This is a genomic window from Streptomyces sp. NPDC004667, from assembly GCF_040609475.1.
GTDB lineage: Bacteria > Actinomycetota > Actinomycetes > Streptomycetales > Streptomycetaceae > Streptomyces.
This window is the reverse complement of the sequence record NZ_JBEXKC010000116.1, coordinates 1-17939: the sequence shown is the minus strand read 5'-3', so window position 1 is coordinate 17939 and position 17939 is coordinate 1. Positions and strand designations below refer to the sequence as shown.

The 17939-nt window shown below is 72.6% G+C and carries 20 protein-coding genes, 1 tRNA gene and 1 pseudogene; 10 read left to right on the top strand and 12 right to left on the bottom strand.

The features are described 5' to 3' along the window. Window positions 1–48 precede the first annotated feature (48 nt). The 5 genes from ABZW32_RS35680 to ABZW32_RS35660 all read left to right on the top strand — a co-directional run bounded on the left by ABZW32_RS35680 (window position 49) and on the right by ABZW32_RS35660 (window position 4273). Window positions 49–1524: an AMP-binding protein gene (locus tag ABZW32_RS35680; protein WP_356224423.1), complete on the top strand. Its 1476-nt coding sequence runs from the start codon at window positions 49–51 to the stop codon at window positions 1522–1524. Further along, window positions 1517–1792 (top strand): hypothetical protein, encoded by a 276-nt coding sequence (locus ABZW32_RS35675; protein WP_030237844.1) that lies wholly within the window; start codon window positions 1517–1519, stop codon window positions 1790–1792. Before ABZW32_RS35680 ends, ABZW32_RS35675 begins: the two co-directional genes overlap by 8 nt. Before the next feature lie 3 nt (window positions 1793–1795). Further along, window positions 1796–2401, top strand: coding sequence for a GNAT family N-acetyltransferase (locus ABZW32_RS35670; RefSeq protein ID WP_356224421.1), 606 nt, complete (start codon window positions 1796–1798; stop codon window positions 2399–2401). Beyond that, window positions 2398–3468, top strand: coding sequence for a C45 family peptidase (locus ABZW32_RS35665; RefSeq protein WP_356224419.1), 1071 nt, complete (start codon window positions 2398–2400; stop codon window positions 3466–3468). The genes ABZW32_RS35670 and ABZW32_RS35665 overlap by 4 nt, the downstream gene beginning before the upstream one ends. A 67-nt stretch (window positions 3469–3535) precedes the next feature. After that, window positions 3536–4273, top strand: coding sequence for a 4'-phosphopantetheinyl transferase superfamily protein (locus ABZW32_RS35660; protein WP_356224417.1), 738 nt, complete (start codon window positions 3536–3538; stop codon window positions 4271–4273). Here ABZW32_RS35660 and serS read toward each other — a convergent pair. Genes serS through ABZW32_RS35630 form a run of 6 tightly spaced genes read right to left on the bottom strand, consistent with a single transcriptional unit; the run spans window position 4260 to window position 10320 of the window. Next, window positions 4260–5537, bottom strand: a complete 1278-nt coding sequence (gene serS, locus ABZW32_RS35655; protein WP_356224415.1) for a serine--tRNA ligase — start codon at window positions 5535–5537, stop codon at window positions 4260–4262. The two genes, ABZW32_RS35660 and serS, sit on opposite strands and share 14 nt — an antisense overlap. Before the next feature lie 13 nt (window positions 5538–5550). Continuing rightward, window positions 5551–7017, bottom strand: a complete 1467-nt coding sequence (locus tag ABZW32_RS35650; protein WP_356224413.1) for an APC family permease — start codon at window positions 7015–7017, stop codon at window positions 5551–5553. 4 nt (window positions 7018–7021) lie between these two features. Then, a complete protein-coding gene (locus tag ABZW32_RS35645) occupies window positions 7022–8005 on the bottom strand; it encodes a VlmB-like protein (protein ID WP_356224411.1) in 984 nt (327 codons plus the stop codon). After that, on the bottom strand, window positions 8002–8595 hold the full coding sequence (locus ABZW32_RS35640; protein WP_356224409.1) for a flavin reductase family protein: 594 nt from the start codon (window positions 8593–8595) through the stop codon (window positions 8002–8004). The genes ABZW32_RS35645 and ABZW32_RS35640 overlap by 4 nt, the downstream gene beginning before the upstream one ends. Then, entirely contained in the window at window positions 8592–9128 is a 537-nt protein-coding gene (locus tag ABZW32_RS35635) for a hypothetical protein (protein WP_356224407.1), read from the bottom strand. The genes ABZW32_RS35640 and ABZW32_RS35635 overlap by 4 nt, the downstream gene beginning before the upstream one ends. A 49-nt stretch (window positions 9129–9177) precedes the next feature. Further along, complete coding sequence (locus ABZW32_RS35630; protein ID WP_356224405.1) at window positions 9178–10320, bottom strand: acyl-CoA dehydrogenase family protein; 1143 nt, start codon at window positions 10318–10320, stop codon at window positions 9178–9180. A gap of 270 nt (window positions 10321–10590) precedes the next feature. Here ABZW32_RS35630 and ABZW32_RS35625 point away from each other — a divergent pair, with 270 nt between their 5' ends. Both ABZW32_RS35625 and ABZW32_RS35620 read left to right on the top strand, forming a co-directional pair. Further along, on the top strand, window positions 10591–11622 hold the full coding sequence (locus ABZW32_RS35625) for a DUF2156 domain-containing protein (RefSeq protein WP_356224403.1): 1032 nt from the start codon (window positions 10591–10593) through the stop codon (window positions 11620–11622). Between the two features lie 13 nt (window positions 11623–11635). Beyond that, a complete protein-coding gene (locus ABZW32_RS35620; RefSeq protein ID WP_356224401.1) occupies window positions 11636–11779 on the top strand; it encodes a hypothetical protein in 144 nt (47 codons plus the stop codon). A gap of 136 nt (window positions 11780–11915) precedes the next feature. Here ABZW32_RS35620 and ABZW32_RS35615 read toward each other — a convergent pair whose 3' ends face one another. The 3 genes from ABZW32_RS35615 to ABZW32_RS35605 all read right to left on the bottom strand — a co-directional run bounded on the left by ABZW32_RS35615 (window position 11916) and on the right by ABZW32_RS35605 (window position 13761). Beyond that, the gene (locus ABZW32_RS35615; RefSeq protein ID WP_356224399.1) at window positions 11916–12050 is read right to left on the bottom strand and encodes a hypothetical protein; all 135 of its coding nucleotides are present in this window, start codon (window positions 12048–12050) and stop codon (window positions 11916–11918) included. Window positions 12051–12164: 114 nt separating this feature from the next. Continuing rightward, entirely contained in the window at window positions 12165–12491 is a 327-nt protein-coding gene (locus tag ABZW32_RS35610; protein WP_356224397.1) for a DUF6415 family natural product biosynthesis protein, read from the bottom strand. 94 nt (window positions 12492–12585) lie between these two features. Beyond that, window positions 12586–13761: a helix-turn-helix transcriptional regulator gene (locus ABZW32_RS35605; RefSeq protein WP_356224395.1), complete on the bottom strand. Its 1176-nt coding sequence runs from the start codon at window positions 13759–13761 to the stop codon at window positions 12586–12588. A gap of 115 nt (window positions 13762–13876) precedes the next feature. Between ABZW32_RS35605 and ABZW32_RS35600 the strand changes: the two genes are divergently transcribed. Both ABZW32_RS35600 and ABZW32_RS35595 read left to right on the top strand, forming a co-directional pair. Next, window positions 13877–14401, top strand: a complete 525-nt coding sequence (locus ABZW32_RS35600) for a flavoprotein (protein WP_356224393.1) — start codon at window positions 13877–13879, stop codon at window positions 14399–14401. Window positions 14402–14415: 14 nt separating this feature from the next. Beyond that, window positions 14416–14985: pseudogene (locus ABZW32_RS35595) on the top strand (HD domain-containing protein); the annotation flags it as partial. An 84-nt stretch (window positions 14986–15069) separates the two neighbouring features. Here ABZW32_RS35595 and ABZW32_RS35590 read toward each other — a convergent pair. The 3 genes from ABZW32_RS35590 to ABZW32_RS35580 all read right to left on the bottom strand — a co-directional run bounded on the left by ABZW32_RS35590 (window position 15070) and on the right by ABZW32_RS35580 (window position 17260). Next, window positions 15070–15768, bottom strand: coding sequence for a hypothetical protein (locus ABZW32_RS35590; RefSeq protein WP_356224425.1), 699 nt, complete (start codon window positions 15766–15768; stop codon window positions 15070–15072). Between the two features lie 3 nt (window positions 15769–15771). Beyond that, window positions 15772–16878: an iron-containing redox enzyme family protein gene (locus tag ABZW32_RS35585; RefSeq protein ID WP_356224391.1), complete on the bottom strand. Its 1107-nt coding sequence runs from the start codon at window positions 16876–16878 to the stop codon at window positions 15772–15774. A gap of 297 nt (window positions 16879–17175) precedes the next feature. Then, a tRNA-Tyr gene (locus tag ABZW32_RS35580) sits at window positions 17176–17260 on the bottom strand. Between the two features lie 158 nt (window positions 17261–17418). Here ABZW32_RS35580 and ABZW32_RS35575 point away from each other — a divergent pair. Continuing rightward, complete coding sequence (locus ABZW32_RS35575; RefSeq protein ID WP_030237785.1) at window positions 17419–17799, top strand: hypothetical protein; 381 nt, start codon at window positions 17419–17421, stop codon at window positions 17797–17799. The last annotated feature ends 140 nt before the right edge of the window (window positions 17800–17939 follow it).

Below are 17939 nucleotides of genomic sequence, written 5' to 3'. Positions count from 1 at the left end.
AGCCCGCCGACGCCGAGGGCGATGTCCAGAGCGGTCGACCCGGTGGGGATGACCTCGATGGGGTCGTTCGGCCTGGACGGGACCAGGACCATCCCCCTGCGCGAACTCCACGACCGCGCCGGCCGCCTCGCCCACCACCTGCGGGACACCTACGGCATCGGCCCCGGCGACCGCATCGGCATCCTCGCCGCCAACAGCCTGGAATGGGTGCTCCTCGACCTGGCCGCACTGCGCCTCGGCGCACAGACCGCGGGCCTGGAACCGGGCAAGTTCACCCCGTCCACCGCCCTCATGGACCGCTACGGCTTGCACCTGCTCTGCACCGACCAGCCCACCGACGTCCCCGACACCCTCACCACCGACCGGATCTGGGACCTGACGGAGCCCACCGGCTCCGCCGACGCCCCGCTGCCCCCCGTCACCTGGGGCGCCCGCGACGTCACCACCGTCAAGTTCACCTCCGGCAGCACCGGCGTCCCCAAGGGCCTCGGCGCGACCGCCGGGAGCATCGACAGCGCCCTCACCGCCGTCCAGGAGATCTTCGAACACACCCCGGACGACCACCTCTTCGTCTTCCTCCCCCTCTCCCTCCTCCAGCAGCGCTACTGGGTGTACTCCGCCCTGCTGTACGGCCACGACGTCACCGTCACCACCTACGAGGCCGCCTTCGCGACCCTGCGCCGGGTCCGTCCCACCGTGGTCATGGGCGTCCCCGCCTTCTACGAGTCCGCCCGCCGCACCATCGAGGGCCGGATGCGCCGGCCGGCCGGCCGCACCCTCCCCGACGTGGCCCGCGCGGTGTTCGGCGACCGCGTCCGCTACCTGTGGACCGGATCCGCGCCCGCCTCCCCCGACGTCCTGCGCTTCTTCACCGACGCCGGACTGCCGATCTACGAGGGCTACGGGCTCAACGAGACCTGCATCGTCACCAAGAACCACCCCGGCGCCCACCGCGAGGGCAGCGTCGGCCGACCGGTCCGCGGCAAGGAGGTGCTGATCGGCGAGGACGGGGTCATCAGCGTCCGCAGCACCCACCCCGTCAACAACCACTACGAGTACGCCCGCCCCGGCGACTCCGAGAAGGTCTTCTCGCCCGACGGCACCGTCCGCACCGGCGACCTCGGCCACCTCGACGAGGACGGCTTCCTCTTCGTCCACGGCCGCGCCGACGACGTCATCGTCCTCGACAACGGCAAGAAGGTCGTCGTGCGGCCCATCGAGGAACTGATGCGCGCCGACCCCGCGATCGCCGAGTGCGTGGTCTTCAGCCCCACCCAGACCGAACTCGTCGCCGTGGTCTCCCCGGCCGCCCGGCCCGCGGACGACCGCGCCATCGCCGCCCGGCTCGCCGCGACCAACGCCGCCACCACCCCCGACGAGCGGATCAGCCGGGTCGTGGTCGCCGACCCGCCGTTCAGCATCGGCAACGGCCTGCTGACCTCCCAGTACAAGCCCAAGCGCCCCGACATCCGGGCCGCCTACCACTCCCCGCTGCACACCCAGGAGGCCGGAATCCATGCCTGAGAACCCGTCCGAGATCGAAACGGCCGCCCGCGAACAGCTTTCCCTCGTACTGATCCCCGAGGTCGAACCCCACGCCATCGACCCCGCCGCCGACATGGTCGCCGCCTACGGGCTGACCTCCCTCAACAAGGTCCTCTTCCTCACGGAGGTCTGCGAGGAGACCGGCGTCGACCTGGCCCACTTCACCGAGCACGACCTCGCCGACATGCGGACCCTGCGCGACGTCACCGACGCCCTCACCCGCCACCACGCCACCACCGGAGCCTGAGCCATGAGCTGGAGCGAGCACGCCGCCGCCGTCCTGGAGAACGACCGGGTCCGCCTCACCCCGATCACCGAGGCCGACCGCGAGGGCGTCCGGGCCGTCGCCATGGACCCCGACATCTGGCGCTACTTCGTCGCCGCCGTCGACACCGACGCCGACTTCGAGGCCTTCTTCGACACCAACCTCGCCGACCACGCCGCCGGCCGCCGCTTCGTCTACACCATCACCGACAAGGACAGCGGCCGCATCGCGGGCAGCATGAGCTTCGGCAACCTCGCCGAGGCCGACCGCCGCCTGGAGATCGGCTGGTCCTGGCTCGGCCGCGACTTCCGCGGCCGGGGCGTCAACCACTGGGCCAAGGCCCTGCTCCTGGAGCACGCCTTCGAGGTGCTCGGCGCCGAACGCGCCGAGTTCAAGACCGACGTCCTCAACGTCCAGGCCCGCCGCGGCCTCGCCAACATCGGCGCCACCGAGGAAGGCGTCCTGCGCAGCTTCAACTACATGCCCGGGGGCCGCCGCCGCGACGCCGTCTTCTACAGCGTGCTGCGCGCCGAATGGCCCGCCGTCCGGGCGCTCCTGGCGCGCGGCCCGAAGAAGGCCGTACCGGCATGAGCGGGACCGGCGGGACCGCCCGCCCCGACATCACCCACATACGGGCGGCGGGCACCCCCTACGAGATGGGCCGCGCCCACGGCGCGGCCCTCGCCGGGCCGCTGCGGGCCTTCCTCGACGACGGGCTCGCCCGCCTCGCCCACCTCACCGACCGCCCCCCGACCATGGCCGGCCTGCGGCCCCTCATCGCCGCCCACCGGGCCGTCGTCGAGGCGGCCCTGCCCGACCTCGCCGAGGAGGTGGCCGGCCTCGCCGACGGGGCCCGGATCAGCGCCGACGAGGCGTGGCTGCTCCAGATCCGCCGCGAGGCCATGGGCTACTCCAAGGTCCGCTCCGGCGGCGACTGCACCACCTACGCCCGCACCGGCCCCGCCGGCCCGCCGGTCCTCGCCCAGACCGTCGACCTCAGCGGCGACCTCGACACCCACATCAGCGTCCTGGAGACCGCCCGCGCCGGCACCGGCCGACGCTCCCTGGTCCTCAGCTTCGCCGGGCTCCTCGGCTACCTCGGCCTCAACAGCGACGGCCTCGCCGTCGGCCTGAACCTGGTCCTCGGCGGCACCTGGCGCCCCGGAGTACCCCCGTACCTGGCCATCCGCCACCTCCTGGACAGCGCCGGCAACACCGACCAGGCCCTGAAGATCCTCGCCGACCTGCCCCTGGCCAGCTCCCGCTCGCTGATGCTCTGCGACCCCGAACGGGCCCTGTACGTCGAACACCTCGACGGCGACCTGCGCGTCACCGAGGCCGCCCCCGGGGACCTGGCCCACACCAACCACTTCCTCCACCCGGACTTCGCCCCGGCCGACGAACTGAACGTCTTCGCCCGCAACTCCTCGCTGCGCCGGCTGCGCGCCGCCCACGAGGGCCTGGCCGCCCTGCCCGCCGACGCGTCCGCCGAGGACCACTTCGCGCTGCTGTCCCGCCCGCCCGTGCGCGTCCCGGACCGGGGTGACATCCGCGCCGAACGCACGGTCGCCGCGGCCGTCATGTTCCCGGCCGCCGGGCAGCTGCACGTCCGGCCCGGCGACCCCGCGCGCTCGCGCACGCGGGTGTTCGGCCTGTAGGCGCCCCCCCGGGGCCGCGTCCCGCGCCGGGACGCGGCCACGAAAGGCCTGTGTCCGAGAAAGGAGCATGATGGACGCATGGCTGGTCGACCTCGACCAGGTCGTCCCCACCGACATCAGCGCGCACTATCCCGAGGGCCTCACCGACGAGGAACTGCGGCGCGGCGCCGAATTCGTCCACGCGCGGGCCGCCCACCGCTTCTTCCGCGCCCGGCTCACCGTCCGCCGCCTGCTCGCCGACCGCCTGGGCCTCGACGCGCGGGACCTGCGCATCCACTACGACCCGGCCGGCAAGCCCTACCTGCCCGACCAGCCCGGCACCCACGTCAGCTGGTCCCGCTCCGACGGGCTGCTGCTGCTCGGCGCCACCGAGACCGGGCCGATCGGGGTGGACGTGGAGCTGGTCCGCCCGTCCACCACCAGCCTCGACGTGCTCACCTTCGTCTACCCGGGGGTTCCGGCGGGCGTGGAACCCGAGACCTTCTTCCACGCCTGGACCCTGCTGGAGGCCGCCGTGAAGGCCACCGGCCGGGGCCTGACCGACGGCGCGCGGGAGGTCGACCTGGACTTCGGCCCGGACGGGGCCGTCACCCTGCGCGGGATCACCGGCCACGGCACCCTGCCCTGGCACGGGCACACCGCCCTCCAGCCCACCCTGCAGGACTCCCCGTGGGCCATGACGGCCTTCGTCTCGCGGGAGCTCCCGCCGGTCGCGGTCCTGCCGTGGCCGGACCGCGCCCGTGACCTCGTACGGGAACGGGCGCGGGCGCGGGCCCTGGCGCGGACCGGGCTCACGACGGGCTGATCACCGGCGTCCCGTCCGGGGCGATCGCCGAGAAGCCCGTGTACGGGACCAGCGCGGGCGGCACGGTCACCGAGCCGTCCGCGCGCTGGTACTGCTCCAGGATCGCGACGAGGGTACGGCCGACCGGCAGCGCCGAACCGTTGAGGGTCGCGGCGAACTCCTTGCGGCCGTCCCGGCCCTGGACCTTGATGCCGGCCCGGCGGCCCTGGAAGTCCCCGCAGTCGGAGCAGGAGGAGATCTCCCGGTAGGTGCCCTGGCCCGGCAGCCACACCTCGATGTCGTAGGTGCGCCGGGCGGCGAACCCGAGGTCACCGGCCCGCAGTTCCACCACCCGGTGGGCCAGCCCCAGCCGCTGCAGGGCCGTCTCCGCGTGCCCGGTCAGCAGCTCCAGCTCCTCGGCGGCCCGCTCGGGCCGGCAGATCCGCACCAGCTCCACCTTCTCGAACTGGTGCAGCCGCACCAGCCCCCGGGTGTCGCGCCCGTACGAGCCGGCCTCCGCCCGGTAGCAGGGCGTGCACGCGGTCAGCGCCAGCGGCAGTGCGCCCTCCTGGAGGGTCTCCCCGCGGTACAGGTTCACCAGCGGCACCTCCGCCGTCGGGATCAGCAGCAGGTCCCGGTCGGCGGCGGTCGTCAGGAACAGGTCGTCCTCGAACTTCGGGAGCTGCCCGGTGCCGGTCATCGTCTCCCGGGTCACCAGGTGCGGCACCCCGTGCTCGGTGTACCCGTGCTCGGTGGTGTGCAGGTCCAGCAGGAACGCCGCCAGCGCCCGCTCCAGCCGGGCCCCCGCGCCCCGGGTCACCGCGAAGCGCGAGCCCGACAGCCGGGCCGCCCGCACCTGGTCCAGGATCCCGAGGCGGGTGCCGACGTCCACGTGGTCGCGCGGGGTGAACTCGAAGCCCGGCACCTCGCCCCAGACCCGGCGCACCACCGGCGGATCCTGCTCGGTCCCGTCGGGGACGTCCGCGTGCGGCAGGTTGGGCACGGCCGACAGCAGCGCGCCGAGCTCCTCCTCCGCCTCCCGGAGCTCCTCCGACACCGACCGCAGGCGTTCCTTGGCCTCCTGGATCCGGGCCCGGGCGGCCTCGTCGGGGCGGACGCCGCTGCGCGCGGAGCGGTTCTGCTCGGCCCGCAGCTTGTCCCGTTCGGCGATGAGCCGGGCGCGCCGCTGCGTCAGGTCGCTCAGGGCGGCCCGGTCCAGGTGGTGTCCGCGTCGGGCCAGGGCGGTGTGGGCCTCGTCCTGGAGCAGGCGGTGCGGGTCGTGCATGACGGCTCCTCGGTTAGGGGATGTCGGCGGTGTCGTGCGCGGCGGTGGCCAGGGCGCGGTAGCGCTGCGGTGCTCGGGCCCGCAGCCATGCGGCGTAGCCGAGCCCGCCGAGCGCGGCTCCGACCATCAGCCAGGGGATCCGGTTGACCCAGGCGGAGGTGGTGCCGGTGACCAGGGGGAAGTTGTCCAGCAGCAGCACCAGCGCGCCCACCAGCCCGACGAGGGCCAGGGCCGGGGCCAGCCGGGTGCGCCACCAGTGGGCGTCGGGGTGCCGGCGGAAGAAGACCAGTACGGCCACGGCGACGGCGGCCTGGAGGCCGACGATCCCCACCGTGCCGAGCGCCAGCATGGTGGTGGCCAGGTTCGTGTACGGATGCGCCCCCGCGAGCGCGAACAGGGCGCAGACGACGGCGGTGGCCACCGACAGCACCACGCTCGCCCGGTACGGGGAGGCGTGCCGCGGGTGGATCCGGGCCAGGGAGGCCGGCAGGACCCGTTCGCGGCCCAGGACGAACAGGTAGCGGTTCGCGGCGGTGTGCAGCCCGAGCAGGGCCCCGAACAGGCTGGTGCAGAGCAGCACCTGCATCACGCTCGTCGCGAAGGTGCCGAGGTAGTCGTCGGAGAGGTGGAAGAACAGGTCGCCCAGTTCCCTCCCGGCCCGGTCCGTGACCCGGTCGGCGCCGATCGCCCCGACCGCCGCCCAGCTGATCACCGCGAAGAAGACGGTGATCAGGACGACGGAGGTGTAGGTGGCCACGGGCACGCTGCGCTTCGGGTTGCGGCTCTCCTCGCCGTAGAGCGCCGCCGCCTCGAAGCCCACGTAGGAGATCAGGGCGAACATCAGCGCCACCCCGAGGCCCGGGGAGAACACGGTGTCCGGCCGGAAGGAGGCGGCGGGCAGGGTGTCCGCACCGTGCCGCACCCCGATGGCCAGGGCGAGCAGCCCCAGTACGGCCACCTCGGCGACCATCAGCACCGCCAGCAGCCGGGCGCTCAGGTCGATCCGCCGGTAGCCCATGACCGCCGTCAGGGCGAGGGCCGCGCCCGTCCACACCGGCCAGGGGAGCGGCAGGTGGTGGGCGGTGGAGACCAGTTCGGCGAAGTACCCGAAGGCCCCGGCGACGCCCGCGACCGCCGCCGTGTAGGCGACGACGGCCGTCAGCCCGCCGGCGACGGCGAGCGGCCGGCCCAGACCCTGGCCGATGTACGTGTAGAAGCCGCCCGCGCCGACCACGTGCCGGCTCATCGCCGCGTAGCCGACGGAGAAGCACAGCAGGATCAGCCCGGCCAGGGCGAAGGTGGCGGGCACCCCCGCCCCGTTGCCGATGGCGTAGGCGAGGGGCACCGAGCCCACCACCCCGGACATCGGGGCCGCCGCGGCGACCACGAGGAACACGATCCGGGGGGTGGTCAGGGTCCGGCGCAGCGCCGGCGGGGCGGCGGCCTCGCGGGTGCCTCTCGCGGGGATCGTCGAGGTCACCGGATCACCTCGGGTGGTTGCGGATGATGTCGACGGCCTCGGGGATGCCCATGTACGGCAGCCGTACCTCGGCCATGTCGTCGGTCCACTGCTCGGCGAGGTCGTAGCGCTGCTTCGGGGTGGTCTCCAGCAGCCTGCAGCCGGGGAACACCTCGTAGCCGTCGAGGAGTTCGGCGTGCGCGAACATGCCCTGCTGGAAGAGCTCCTCGCGTTCCAGTACGAACTCCTCCGACGGCAGCTCGTCCCACAGGCGCCGGCCGCGCCGGATCAGCTCGATCAGCCGCGGCCGGTACGAGGGGTTGCGGGCCAGGTGCTCGCGGACGATGGAGCTGCCGACCGTGAGGTGGCGGATCTCGTCGATGGACGCCCCGCGCGCGATCTCGGCGGCGGCCGGGTCCAGCAGGGTCCACTTGCGTTCGCTCAGCTCGGCGGCGGGGGCCAGGACGCCTTCGATGACGATGGTGAACACCGCGACGGCGCCGATGAAGTCGCCCTCGTCGCGCACCACGGAGGTGGCGAACTCGGCGATCGGGTTCAGCACCCGCTTGGTGTAGTCGGCGCCCTGCTCCTTGATGAAGTCCAGCAGCCCGGCCCGGGGCACGCCCAGGTCGGTGAGGTGCTTGCGGAAGATCATCGCGTGCCGGGCCTCGTCGATCACCTGGGTGGTGAAGAACTCCTGCTCGACGACGCCGGGCGCGCCGATCACGTAGTGCGAGAGCACCTCGACCGCGCGGGTCTCGGCCAGCGAGCGGTTGCCCAGCTCCAGGACGAGGGCCTGGCGCAGCGGCCCGTCCTCGCGCATGTGGGCGGGGGTCCCGGCGTCGTGCCCGGCCTCGGCCCGCCCGCGCAGGGTGCCCTGGGCGACGGCCGACAGCCAGTACCCCAGGTCGCACTCCTCGGCGGTCAGGGTCATCTCCTGGGCCCCGTCGAGCAGGTTGGGCGCGCGGTCCCAGTCGGCCTCGACGGGGATCTGCGGAACGCTGGTCATGACACAACCTCACTGGGGGAAGCGGGTACGGACACGGAGGCGGCCGGGGTGACGCACGCGCTGTGCATCCGGCCGGCGAAGCTGAGCATCGGGGAGTCGACGGTGTGGCTCCCGCCCGTGACCTCGGCGAGGAGCATGTCGTGGTCCCCGACCTGGTGCCAGCCCAGGACCCGGCAGGCCATGTGGGCGAGGCTGCCGCCCAGCAGCGGGGCGCCGGTGAGCGGGTCGGTGCTCCAGTCGAAGCCCTCGAACTGGGCGTCGCCGAGGGGGCGTCCGGGGTTGGCGAAGCGGCGGGCCACGTCGTCCTGCGCCGAGCCGAGCACGTTCACCGAGAACCGGCCCGCCCGGCGGACCATGGAGGCGAAGGTGGAGGTGGGCCGCAGGCAGGCGCCCAGCACCAGCGGGTCCCGGGAGAGGGTGACCACGGCGCTGGCGGTGGTCCCGTGCCGGACGCCGTCGCGGCTGACCGTCAGCACGGTCACGCCGGAGGCGAGCCGGCGCAGCGCGAGACGGGCCGCCTCGGGGTCCTCGTACCCCTCGGCGGGGGCGGCGGCGGACCGGTCGGTGAGCCAGGTCGGGTAGCGGCTCACCGGATCACCCCGACGGCCGGGGCGGCGCCGGTGGCGGCACGGGTCGCCGGGTGCTCCTCGTAGGGCAGCGGGACCGGGCCGTCGGTGGCGCCGCGACGCTTGAGCATGGCCGTCACCTGGTCGACCAGCGGGGTGGTCTCGGGCTCGAAGGGCAGGCCGAAGGGCTTGAGGAAGTTGCCGAAGACGCCCCGGTCGCCGAAGACGTGGAACGGCAGGGCCAGCAGTGCCCATTCGGGGCCGATCAGCCACATCCACAGCAGGCCCACGGCGGCCACGCTGAGCAGGCTGTGCATCGTGTTGTACAGGACGTAGTAGGCCTTGGGGATCCGGCCGTCGGCGCTGCGCCGGTAGGCGATGGCGCCGGGGATGTAGCCGAGGAGGTCGATGTAGAGGAACAGGCCGATCGCCGCGAACCAGTTGATGTCCGTGAAGTGCCACAGGATGAACCCGATCGTCACGGCGAAGGCGACCAGGTACTCGGCGCGGTGCAGGTTGAAGGTGACCGGTGACTCGACCGGGTTCTTGATGTCCATCAGGGGTGTCCTTCCGACGGGGCGGCGGTGGCGTACCGGTGGCGCGGGGTCAGGACAGCCGCAGCGGGCCGCCGGCGAAGTACTCGGCCAGCTCGGCGGCGACGCTCGCGCGCGAGGGCGGGTGGAAGGCCAGGGCGCGGACGGCGGAGGCCAGGTAGGCCACGTCGCCGGAGCGGATGTAGGCCATCCCGCCGAGCATCTCCACGGCCTGGTCGACGGTCTGGGCGAGCAGGTCCTGCGTCGCGTAGCGCGCGGTGAGCACCGCGGCCACCGCCTCGTCGCCCTCGGTGCCGTCCTCCAGGGAGCGGGCCGCGCCCTCGACGAGGGCGACCGCCGCGTCCAGCCGTACGGCCAGCTGCGCCCGCTCCGCGGCCGTGCCCCGCTGCCCCTCCAGCACCCGGGCGACCAGCGCGGACGCGGCGCCCACGTAGGAGGAGGTGGCCAGCAGCTCGAACCAGGTGAACCCGGCCGTCTGGAGGTCGTCGAGCCGCTCCGCGTCCTCGGGGGTGCTGTGGATGACCAGCTCCTCGGGCACCACCACGTCGGTGAGCCGCACCTCGTGGCTCTGCGAGGCGGCGAGCACCGGGGTGGCCCAGAACGGCCGGGTCGTGATGCCGGGGGAGGAGGCCGGGATCAGCATCAGGGCCAGCCCGGAGCGTCCGTCGTCGTGCGTCACCTGGACGCTGGCCGTCAGCACGTCCATCGAACCGGACAGGCTGCACGGCTTCTTGGAACCGTTGACCCGGTAGCCGCCCCCGGGGAGCCGCTCGGCGACCACCGAGGGGGCCAGGATGTTCTGGTCGGTGCGCCCCTCGGCCCAGCCGGAGGCCAGCAGCAGCCCGTCCGGGGCCACCGCCGACAGCAGCTTCAGCTGGGCCGGGGTGAGCCGGCCGGTGGCCTCCGCCAGCCGGAACAGCATCGCGACGGTGAAGTGGTGCATCACCGTGGCCACGCCCAGGGAGGGCGAGGCGGCGGCGAGCGCCCGCTGCACCCGGACCGCCTCCAGCGGGCCGGCCGCGGCGCCGCCGTACGCGGCCGGCACCAGCAGCCCGGGGCCGCCGTGCTTGCGGTACAGCTCCAGGACCGGGCTGTCCTCGCCCTCCCGGGTGCCGAGCGGCAGGTCTTCGAGTGCGTCGAGAAGACCTGCGTGGAATTGCTCGCAGATCCCGCGCGCTGTCGTCAGGGAACGCATCGCCGTGCTCACCTCGGGCTCTCTGGGAATTCTCTTGCGGACCGGGGAAAGGTATTCCTGTGATCCCTTCGATCCGAAAGCCAATATTCGGAAAGCATCGTTTCACTGGGTGTCTGACTGAGGCCTGACACTCATCTGACCTGCGTTTTCTCCTGACCCTCCCCTGACGGACGGCTGACCGTGGGGTGGGGTGGGCTTGTGGTGCGAGGTGACCCGTGCCATAAGTGGGGCAGTGTCGTGGGGAAGTGTCGGCGGGAGAATGGATCTGAAATGACCGCAGTAATTCTGGAGACGGATGTCGCGCTCGACGCCATCCGGCGGTACGCGGACGCGGGAAATCCGAGCGCGTATTTCGCCTTCAGCGACGGGAACAGCTACTTCCGGTTGCCGGACGTGCCCGGGGTGATCGTCTACCGCCCGGTGGGCCGCTACCTGGTCCAGTTCGGCGGCCCCTTCGCCCCCTTCGCCCCCTTCGAACCCGCCGGACCGGCCGGACCGGCCGGCCCCCGGGCCCGCCTGCTCGAGGGATTCGTCGCCTTCGCCGCCGAGCAGGGCCGCGAGATCGTCTCCGTACAGCTCCAGGGCGCGGACGCCGACGTCTACGTCGACCAGGGCTTCACGGTGAACCAGATGGGCGCCTCGTACGCCGTCGACCTGGAGACCTTCACCCTGGCCGGCACGAAGTTCATGCAGCTGCGCAACAAGATCTCCCGCGCCCTGCGCAGCGGCCTGGAGATCAAGGAAGTCCCCTACGAGGACCACGCCGACCAGATCGCGGCCCTCGACACCGCCTGGCTCTCCACCAAGGGCGAGGGCGTCAAACCGCTGGAGTTCCTCGTCGGCCAGACCGGCGGCCGCTACCAGCACCTGCGCCGCCTCTTCGCCGCCGTCCGCGACGGCGAACTGATCGGCTACGTCTCCTACGCCCCGGTGTACGGCCCCCAGCCGGGCTGGATGCACGACCTGAGCCGCCGGCAGCCCGACTCCCCGCCCGGGGTGATGGAGGCCCTCAACAAGGCGGCCATCGACGCGTTCACCGCCGAGGGCACCCGCTGGCTGCACTTCGGCTTCACGCCCTTCACCTCCCTGACGGCCCCGCAGTTCCCGGGCCACAGCCTCGGGTTCCACTGGTTCATGGAGCACCTGTGGGAGCACGGCGCGCACATCTACCCGGCGCGCACGCAGCTGGAGTACAAGCAGAAATGGGCGCCGTCCCTCGTCCTGCCGGAGTACATCGCCTTCCAGCACCGGGCGAGCCTGCCCGCGCTGGTCCACGTCTTCCGCGCCTGCAACGCGGTCTGAGGGGAGTCACGAGATGTCCGAGGAGATCGAAACGACGGGCCTGCTGCTCGTGGACCGCTTCCAGTCCTGCGCCGCCGCCCCCGACGACCTGGACGCGGCCGCCGCCTGCGACGAGACCCTGACCCACCTGGACGAACTACTGCGCGCGGCGGGCTGATCGAAGCTCCGGCTGACGCGGGGCGTCGGCCGGAGCGAGGTGGAGGATCTCAGCCCACCCGGGGGATGACGAACCCACGAGTGGGACCCGGCCGCTGCCGCTGCCGCGCGGCGGCAACGGCTGTTGCCGGGGCAGCCTATTCCCCGCCCCCGCCGGGGTTGATCGGTTCCCGGTCACCGTGGTTGCAGTTCGCCGTCACGGTGACCAGGAACCGGACGGGGTCGCCGGGCCGCGTGCTGAACGGCGGTGGGTTCGGGTGAGGACTGGTCATGCTGCGTCTCCCTCTGTCGTGTGCCGGCAGGTGCGGGTCAGCGGGTGCCGACGACGATGACGGCGAGCGCGCCGAGCAGGATCACGACGTACAGGGCCTGGCGCAGAGGCTCGGTCACCGCGCCCCGCTCGGCTGTTCGGCGCGAGCGGAGTGGAGGTTCCGCAGGATGCGGGCCAGGGCCCGCGCCTGGTTCCAGTTCGCGTGGTCGCCCCGCCCCGTCGGGCCGGCATCGACGAAGTACGACCACTCGGCCAGCGCCGCCCCAGTGCGCTCCGTCCGCCGGCCGCCGGCCGTCGCGGCCACCCGGGCGTGCAGCACCTGCCCCTGGCTGATCAGATCGTCGATGAGGCGCGCGACCGCCTCGGCGTCCGGCCGCTCCGAGTAGGGCACGATCGCCCGCCCGATGAGGTCCTCGATGGTCTGCGTCTCGCTGGGGTCCATGGTGGTGCTCCCTGTGGTCGTCAGCGGGTGCTGATGACGAGTCTGGGAGTATGTCGGGGCGTGAACGCTCACAGATCTGTGAGTGCCGTGAGCGCTATAGGCCGATCCAGCGCGCCATTCCGCCCAGACCGTCGGGCGCTCGCCGCGACATGTGAACCAGCCCCCGAATCGTGGCCCGGGTACCCGGCGGGTGTCGGGTCTGCTCCGGTGCGACCTTCCTGGCCTCAGCCAAGAATCCGAGCGACGTCCTGGCCGAGCCTGCCTCCATCTCCACCAATGCGCGGTCCACGAGGTAGCGGGCGCGCCGGGACGTCAGCGTCGCCGGCGGCAGCTTCAGCGCGCGGGCCCGGCCGAGGGCCTCGTCGAAGTCGCGCATCGCGATCGACGTGCCGATTTCGTGCAGCTTGACGTTGACCCGCCCGAAGGAGAGCCAGTGCACATCGCCCGCCTCGCCGCCGACCCGGTCCGCCGTGTCCCGAGCGGCAGCGAGATGTGTCTCCACCGCGGTGGCGTCCCCGTTCTTCGCGGCCACGGTGGCCAGGCCCAAATGGAGCTGCCCGGTCACGGCGAGAGCCTCACGGCTTGTCTCCCCGGCGAGCAGTACCTGCCCCGATGTGATCAGCGGCACGCTGGCTGCGCAACGCCACAAGGTCGCGCGCTTGTACCGCTGCACCGCCTCGATGCACGGATCCGACGCCCGGCCCGCGGCCCAGCCCATCCGGTCCAGGGCGACGCGGGCAAGGTCCGGGTAGTCGAGTTTCAGCGCTACGTCGTGAGCGGTCCGGTACGCCGATGCGAGGGCCCGCCACAGCGCTGCGGACGGCTCCGTCCACACGGTGTGGGTCAGCTCCACGATCAGGGTCGGCAGCGCCCGCGCCGCCGCGCGCAGGTGCGTGGCCCGCACCTGTCGGCACAGGGTGTCGGCCTCGGCGACCAGGGCTGGCGCGGGCCGTACGTGGGTGAGGTCGGGGTTCGGTCCGAGGTCGAAACGGTCGAGGGCTTCCCGGATCGGGGCGACCAGCGCGAGCAGTCGGTCGGCGGGAAGCGCGGTCACGGCGGTGGGCCCTGTCAACTTGGACGTGTCCACGCGCAGCGCGTGCGCAACGGCTGCCACGAAGCTCGGAGTCGCGGGACGTGCGCCGCACTCGACCTGGTTCAGGAGGCTGAGGCTGTACGGGATCCGGTCGGCCAACTCGCGCTGCGTCAGGCGGGAGAGGCGTCGTTGTTCCCGGATCCGATGGCCGGTGTGTTCGTCGTCGGGTAGAGGCATGCCGGTCTCCGTCCAAGGACTCGTCGCCGAGGAACATACCCGTGAGCGGTGAGCCGGGTCCTCCGTTGCTCCCGATTGCACCCGCACCGGGGGCGATTGCATAGGCTCGGGCGTCATGACGACGAGGACCCTGTACCTGCTGTGCTCGGCGGCCCCGCCGGTTTTCGAGGTCGCCGGTGTGGTCGAGGAGGCACAGCGCCGTGGTTGGGACGTCTGCCTGGGCCTCACCCCTGCGGCCGCCGACTGGCTCGAGGACAGTCTGCCGGGGCTGGCGGCCCTGACGGGGCATCCGGTGCGTTCGCGCTACAAGCGGCCCGGTCAGCCGGACGTGTGGCCGCCGGCGGACGCGGTGCTCGTGGCTCCGGCGACGACGAACACCATCAACCGGTGGGCCCTCGGCATCACCGACACGTGGCTCGTGGGGTTCGTCGCCGAGGGCATCGGCAAGGGCATCCCGATGACGGTGATGCCGTGCGTGAACTCGGCGTACGCCCGGCACCCCCAGCTGCCGCTGTCGCTGGAGACCCTGCGTGCCGCCGGAGTCCGCGTGCTGTACGGACCGGACGGCTTCGAACCGAACGCGCCCGGGGAGAAGCGACCGTATCCGTGGGGCCTGGCGCTCGACGCGGTCGAGGCGTGAGAAGGAGAACAGACGTGGCTGACGACCTGTCCGCGGTGGCGCGGTTCCTCTATGAGGCGGGGACGCTGAAGAACACGGCCCGTACGGGCTGGTGGATGGCCGGCGTCAAGCAGCCCGAGAGCGTCGCCGAGCACTCGTGGCGGGCCTCGCTGATCGCCTCGGTCATCGCGAAGCTGGAGGGCGCCGACCCCGCGCGGGCCGCCTTCCTCGCGGTGTGGCACGACACGCAGGAGAGCCGGACCGGGGACGTCAACCACCTCGGGAAGCAGTACGCGCCGGCGGGCGACCCGCGGGCCGTGACGGCCGACCAGACGGCGGGGATGCCCGAGGTGCTGGCCTCGGCGATCCGGGAGCTGGTCGCCGAGTACGAGGACGGGGACTCACCGGAGGCGGTCTGCGCGCGGGACGCCGACAAGCTGGAGTGCATGCTCCAGGGCATCGAGTACCGGGCGCAGGGGTACGCCGCCGCGCAGCGGTGGGTCGACAACAGCCGGGGGCGGCTGACGACCGAGACCGGGCGGCGGCTCGCCGACGAGTTGCTCGGGCAGGGGACGCTGGACTGGTTGCGCCGTGCGCTCGGGGAGGACGCCGGACCCCCTCCCGCCCGGGGGCGGGAGGGGGGTGGCTCCTCCCGGCGGCGGGAGGAGCCACCCCGACACCACCGGAGGTCAGCGCAGGGCCGGGCGGGTGTGGATCAGGGTGCCGGCGGGGCCGCGGACCAGCATCGGGCGGATGCGGAGGGCCGAGGCCACCGGGCCGGCGGCCGGGGAGAGGTGGGCGGTCAGGAGGTCCTGGGTCACCGGGCCGTCGGGCCCGGCCAGCAGTTCGTGGAGGTCGTCGGTGACCGTGCGCCGGTCGAGCAGGAGGCCCTGCCCGGGCCGTGGCGCGGCCTCCAGCAGCGGCGCCGAGGCGCCGCCCGGGCCGTAGAGGCGGGAGCGCAGGCTGCCCGCCCCCTCCCGGCCCAGGAGCGCGAGGAGGGTGAACTCGCAGTCCGGTGAGGGGGGTTCGGGTGCTTCCACCCGGACCGTCGTCCCGGCCGGGGCGACGGTCCGGATCCGGTGGAGCCCGATCAGCCAGTCGGCGTGGACGTCGAGCCACGCTCCGCTGAGCGTGCGCCGCAGGAGGGAGCCGAGCCCCGCCGCCAGGCGCCGGTCCGCGAGGTCGCGTACCGGACCGCCGCCGGGGCCGGGCGCCCCGGACGGCGGGACGTACTGGAAGAGCCAGTCGTCGTCCGCCGTCCAGGACATCCGCAGCCGCAGCGGCCGGTACGGGTGGTCGCGGAAGCCCGCGGTGACCGCCGCCGGGACCGGCGGCAGGACGACCGGCGCGAAGCCGTGCTCGCGCAGCCCGTGCGCACCCGTCGGCACGGCTCAGCCCGCGGCGACGGGCGTGCGCTCGGCGGCGGCCCGTTCCGCGGCGGGCCGCGCCAGGTCCAGGCGCTCGTCGAGGTGCCGGGCGGAGGAGTTGGCCCGCCACAGGGCGCCCCGGGCGATGCCGCGGCGCATGTACGCGGTGTCGGCGCTCGGGATGACCACGTTGTGGAACCAGCCCGCCGCGTGCTGCGAGTCGATGGTGATGTGCAGCCGGTGGTAGGTGATGCCGACCTCGGGCAGCCCCAGGCGCTCCCAGGCCCGGACGACGTTGCGGAACCGGTCGGGGGCCAGCCACTCGGTCATACCGAGGAAGCCGACCGCCTCCGGGTAGAGGTGGCGGTACCGGCACAGCAGCACCGCGAGGTTGCCGGAGTGCAGGTCGGTGGTGGTCATGGCGGCTTCGAGGTCCTCGGTGCGGACGTCGAACACCTCGTAGATCTTGTTGAAGAGGTGGGTGTGCACGGCCTCGGGATCGCCGTTGCCCATCTCGTCCCAGTAGTTCCCGGCGATCTCCATCTTGCTGGCGCCGGCCGTGCCGATCTGCATCATCGCGAGGAAGTCGTCGAAGCGGCCGTCGATCAGCGACTCCTGGATGACGTACGTGCGCAGGTCCTCCTCCCGGGCCTCGCGGTTGATGAAGTCGGTGTAGTAGGGGTGCTTGAAGGCGCGGTGCTTGCGCACCAGCTGCTTGAGCCAGGACAGGAACTGCTTGGGCTCGGTGGGCGCCGACTCCAGGAGGCCGGGCTCCAGGTGGGCGTCCTCGGCGGCCAGGGTGGCGTTCTCCAGCATCCGGGTGACCTCGTGCAGCAGCACCGAGCCCTCGGCCGTCGGCTGGTCCGGTATCTGCATCACCGTCTGGTAGATGCGCGACAGCAGGAGCTGCTGGTGGTAGTGGGCGTCGGCCCGGTCGGGGCCCGTGACGGCGGCGGAGTTCATCTCGCCGACCGCCTCGACGACGCGCGAGCGCTCGCCCAGGAACTTGGCGTCGATCTCGTCGGCGTCCACGGTCAGCCAGGAGGAGACCTCCTCCACGAGCGCGGCGGCGTCGGTCCTGCGGATCGTGGGCACGGTGTGGTTGTCGGTGCTGGGCAACTGCGTCTCCATGTCTCTCGGGGTCGCTCGGAAAACGACGCCTGTTCGGGTCGCGCCGGAGATGGGGAAGTGGGTGCGGATCCGTCGACGGGACCCGCGGGCACAAGGGCCCGGGGCGGGCGGGTGCCGGCGGGCGGGATGCCGGCCGGCCGCGTCCGCTCCGCGCGTCGCGCGTCGCGGGTCCGGGGACGAAGGGGAGGCGCTCGCGGGCCCCGCGCACCGCTGCGGGTGGGTGCGGGCCCCTCATGCCAAAGACACGCGCACCCCTGGTACCGGATCGGGATGCGCGTGCCTGGGATGAGCACCTTGCGGAGAGGGCAGGATTCGAACCTGCGTGGGCAGAGCCCGTCCGGCGATATTCCGGACCCCATTAGGCCGCTTTGGGAACCTCTCCTCGGCCTTTCTGTGACATCAGCTTGGCACGGGGCGGCTGACACCGTGCTGATGGATATCTGAGAAGGGAATACGGGCACCGGTCAGGGGGCGATCAGTGGTGACTGGGATAATCGAAGGAGATCGAGCCACTTCTAATCTGGTACCAGGGGAGTTCCCGTGAGCGCCGAGACCGCCAAGATTGCCGTATCGCGTCTGTACGCCGACGAGAACGGGGAATCGCATTTCATCGACGAGACGCTGGAGGTGACGGCGGTGAATTTCGCCCCGCCCGCGCCCTCGCTGTTCGTCTCCGAGGGCGTGCCGGCCAAGCAGGCCGTCTACCTCTACATCCCGGCCGGGTGGTTCGGCGACTTCCACCCGGCCCCGCGCCGCCAGATCATGACCCTGGTCAGCGGCCGGATGGAGTGCGGTGTCAGCGACGGCACCTGGCGCACCTTCGTACCCGGCAACACCCAGCTGGTCGAGGACACGCACGGCAAGGGCCACGCCACCAAGGCGCTGGAGGACTGCGTGATGATCGTCTCCCAGCTCGGCTGACACCGGCGGGGAACGGTGGCGCGCGAAAGCGCGGAAAGCGTGAAAAGGGAAGGGGGGTACGGGCCGCATGCGGCCCGTACCCCCCCAGCCGATTAAGGCGTTGAAGGAAGGGATATGAAACCGAATAACAAAACAGAAAC

Excerpts from the sequence above, each read along its gene's own strand:
- ABZW32_RS35680 (WP_356224423.1), top strand. The coding sequence starts at position 49 with ATGACCTCGATGGGGTCGTTCGGCCTGGACGGGACCAGGACCATCCCC.
- ABZW32_RS35670 (WP_356224421.1), top strand. The coding sequence starts at position 1,796 with ATGAGCTGGAGCGAGCACGCCGCCGCCGTCCTGGAGAACGACCGGGTC.
- ABZW32_RS35675 (WP_030237844.1), top strand. The coding sequence starts at position 1,517 with ATGCCTGAGAACCCGTCCGAGATCGAAACGGCCGCCCGCGAACAGCTT.
- ABZW32_RS35615 (WP_356224399.1), bottom strand. The coding sequence starts at position 12,050 with ATGACCAGTCCTCACCCGAACCCACCGCCGTTCAGCACGCGGCCCGGC.
- ABZW32_RS35625 (WP_356224403.1), top strand. The coding sequence starts at position 10,591 with ATGACCGCAGTAATTCTGGAGACGGATGTCGCGCTCGACGCCATCCGG.
- ABZW32_RS35605 (WP_356224395.1), bottom strand. The coding sequence starts at position 13,761 with ATGCCTCTACCCGACGACGAACACACCGGCCATCGGATCCGGGAACAA.
- ABZW32_RS35665 (WP_356224419.1), top strand. The coding sequence starts at position 2,398 with ATGAGCGGGACCGGCGGGACCGCCCGCCCCGACATCACCCACATACGG.
- ABZW32_RS35585 (WP_356224391.1), bottom strand. The coding sequence starts at position 16,878 with ATGGAGACGCAGTTGCCCAGCACCGACAACCACACCGTGCCCACGATC.
- ABZW32_RS35660 (WP_356224417.1), top strand. The coding sequence starts at position 3,536 with ATGATGGACGCATGGCTGGTCGACCTCGACCAGGTCGTCCCCACCGAC.
- serS (WP_356224415.1), bottom strand. The coding sequence starts at position 5,537 with ATGCACGACCCGCACCGCCTGCTCCAGGACGAGGCCCACACCGCCCTG.
- ABZW32_RS35600 (WP_356224393.1), top strand. The coding sequence starts at position 13,877 with ATGACGACGAGGACCCTGTACCTGCTGTGCTCGGCGGCCCCGCCGGTT.
- ABZW32_RS35610 (WP_356224397.1), bottom strand. The coding sequence starts at position 12,491 with ATGGACCCCAGCGAGACGCAGACCATCGAGGACCTCATCGGGCGGGCG.
- ABZW32_RS35635 (WP_356224407.1), bottom strand. The coding sequence starts at position 9,128 with ATGGACATCAAGAACCCGGTCGAGTCACCGGTCACCTTCAACCTGCAC.
- ABZW32_RS35645 (WP_356224411.1), bottom strand. The coding sequence starts at position 8,005 with ATGACCAGCGTTCCGCAGATCCCCGTCGAGGCCGACTGGGACCGCGCG.
- ABZW32_RS35620 (WP_356224401.1), top strand. The coding sequence starts at position 11,636 with ATGTCCGAGGAGATCGAAACGACGGGCCTGCTGCTCGTGGACCGCTTC.
- ABZW32_RS35630 (WP_356224405.1), bottom strand. The coding sequence starts at position 10,320 with ATGCGTTCCCTGACGACAGCGCGCGGGATCTGCGAGCAATTCCACGCA.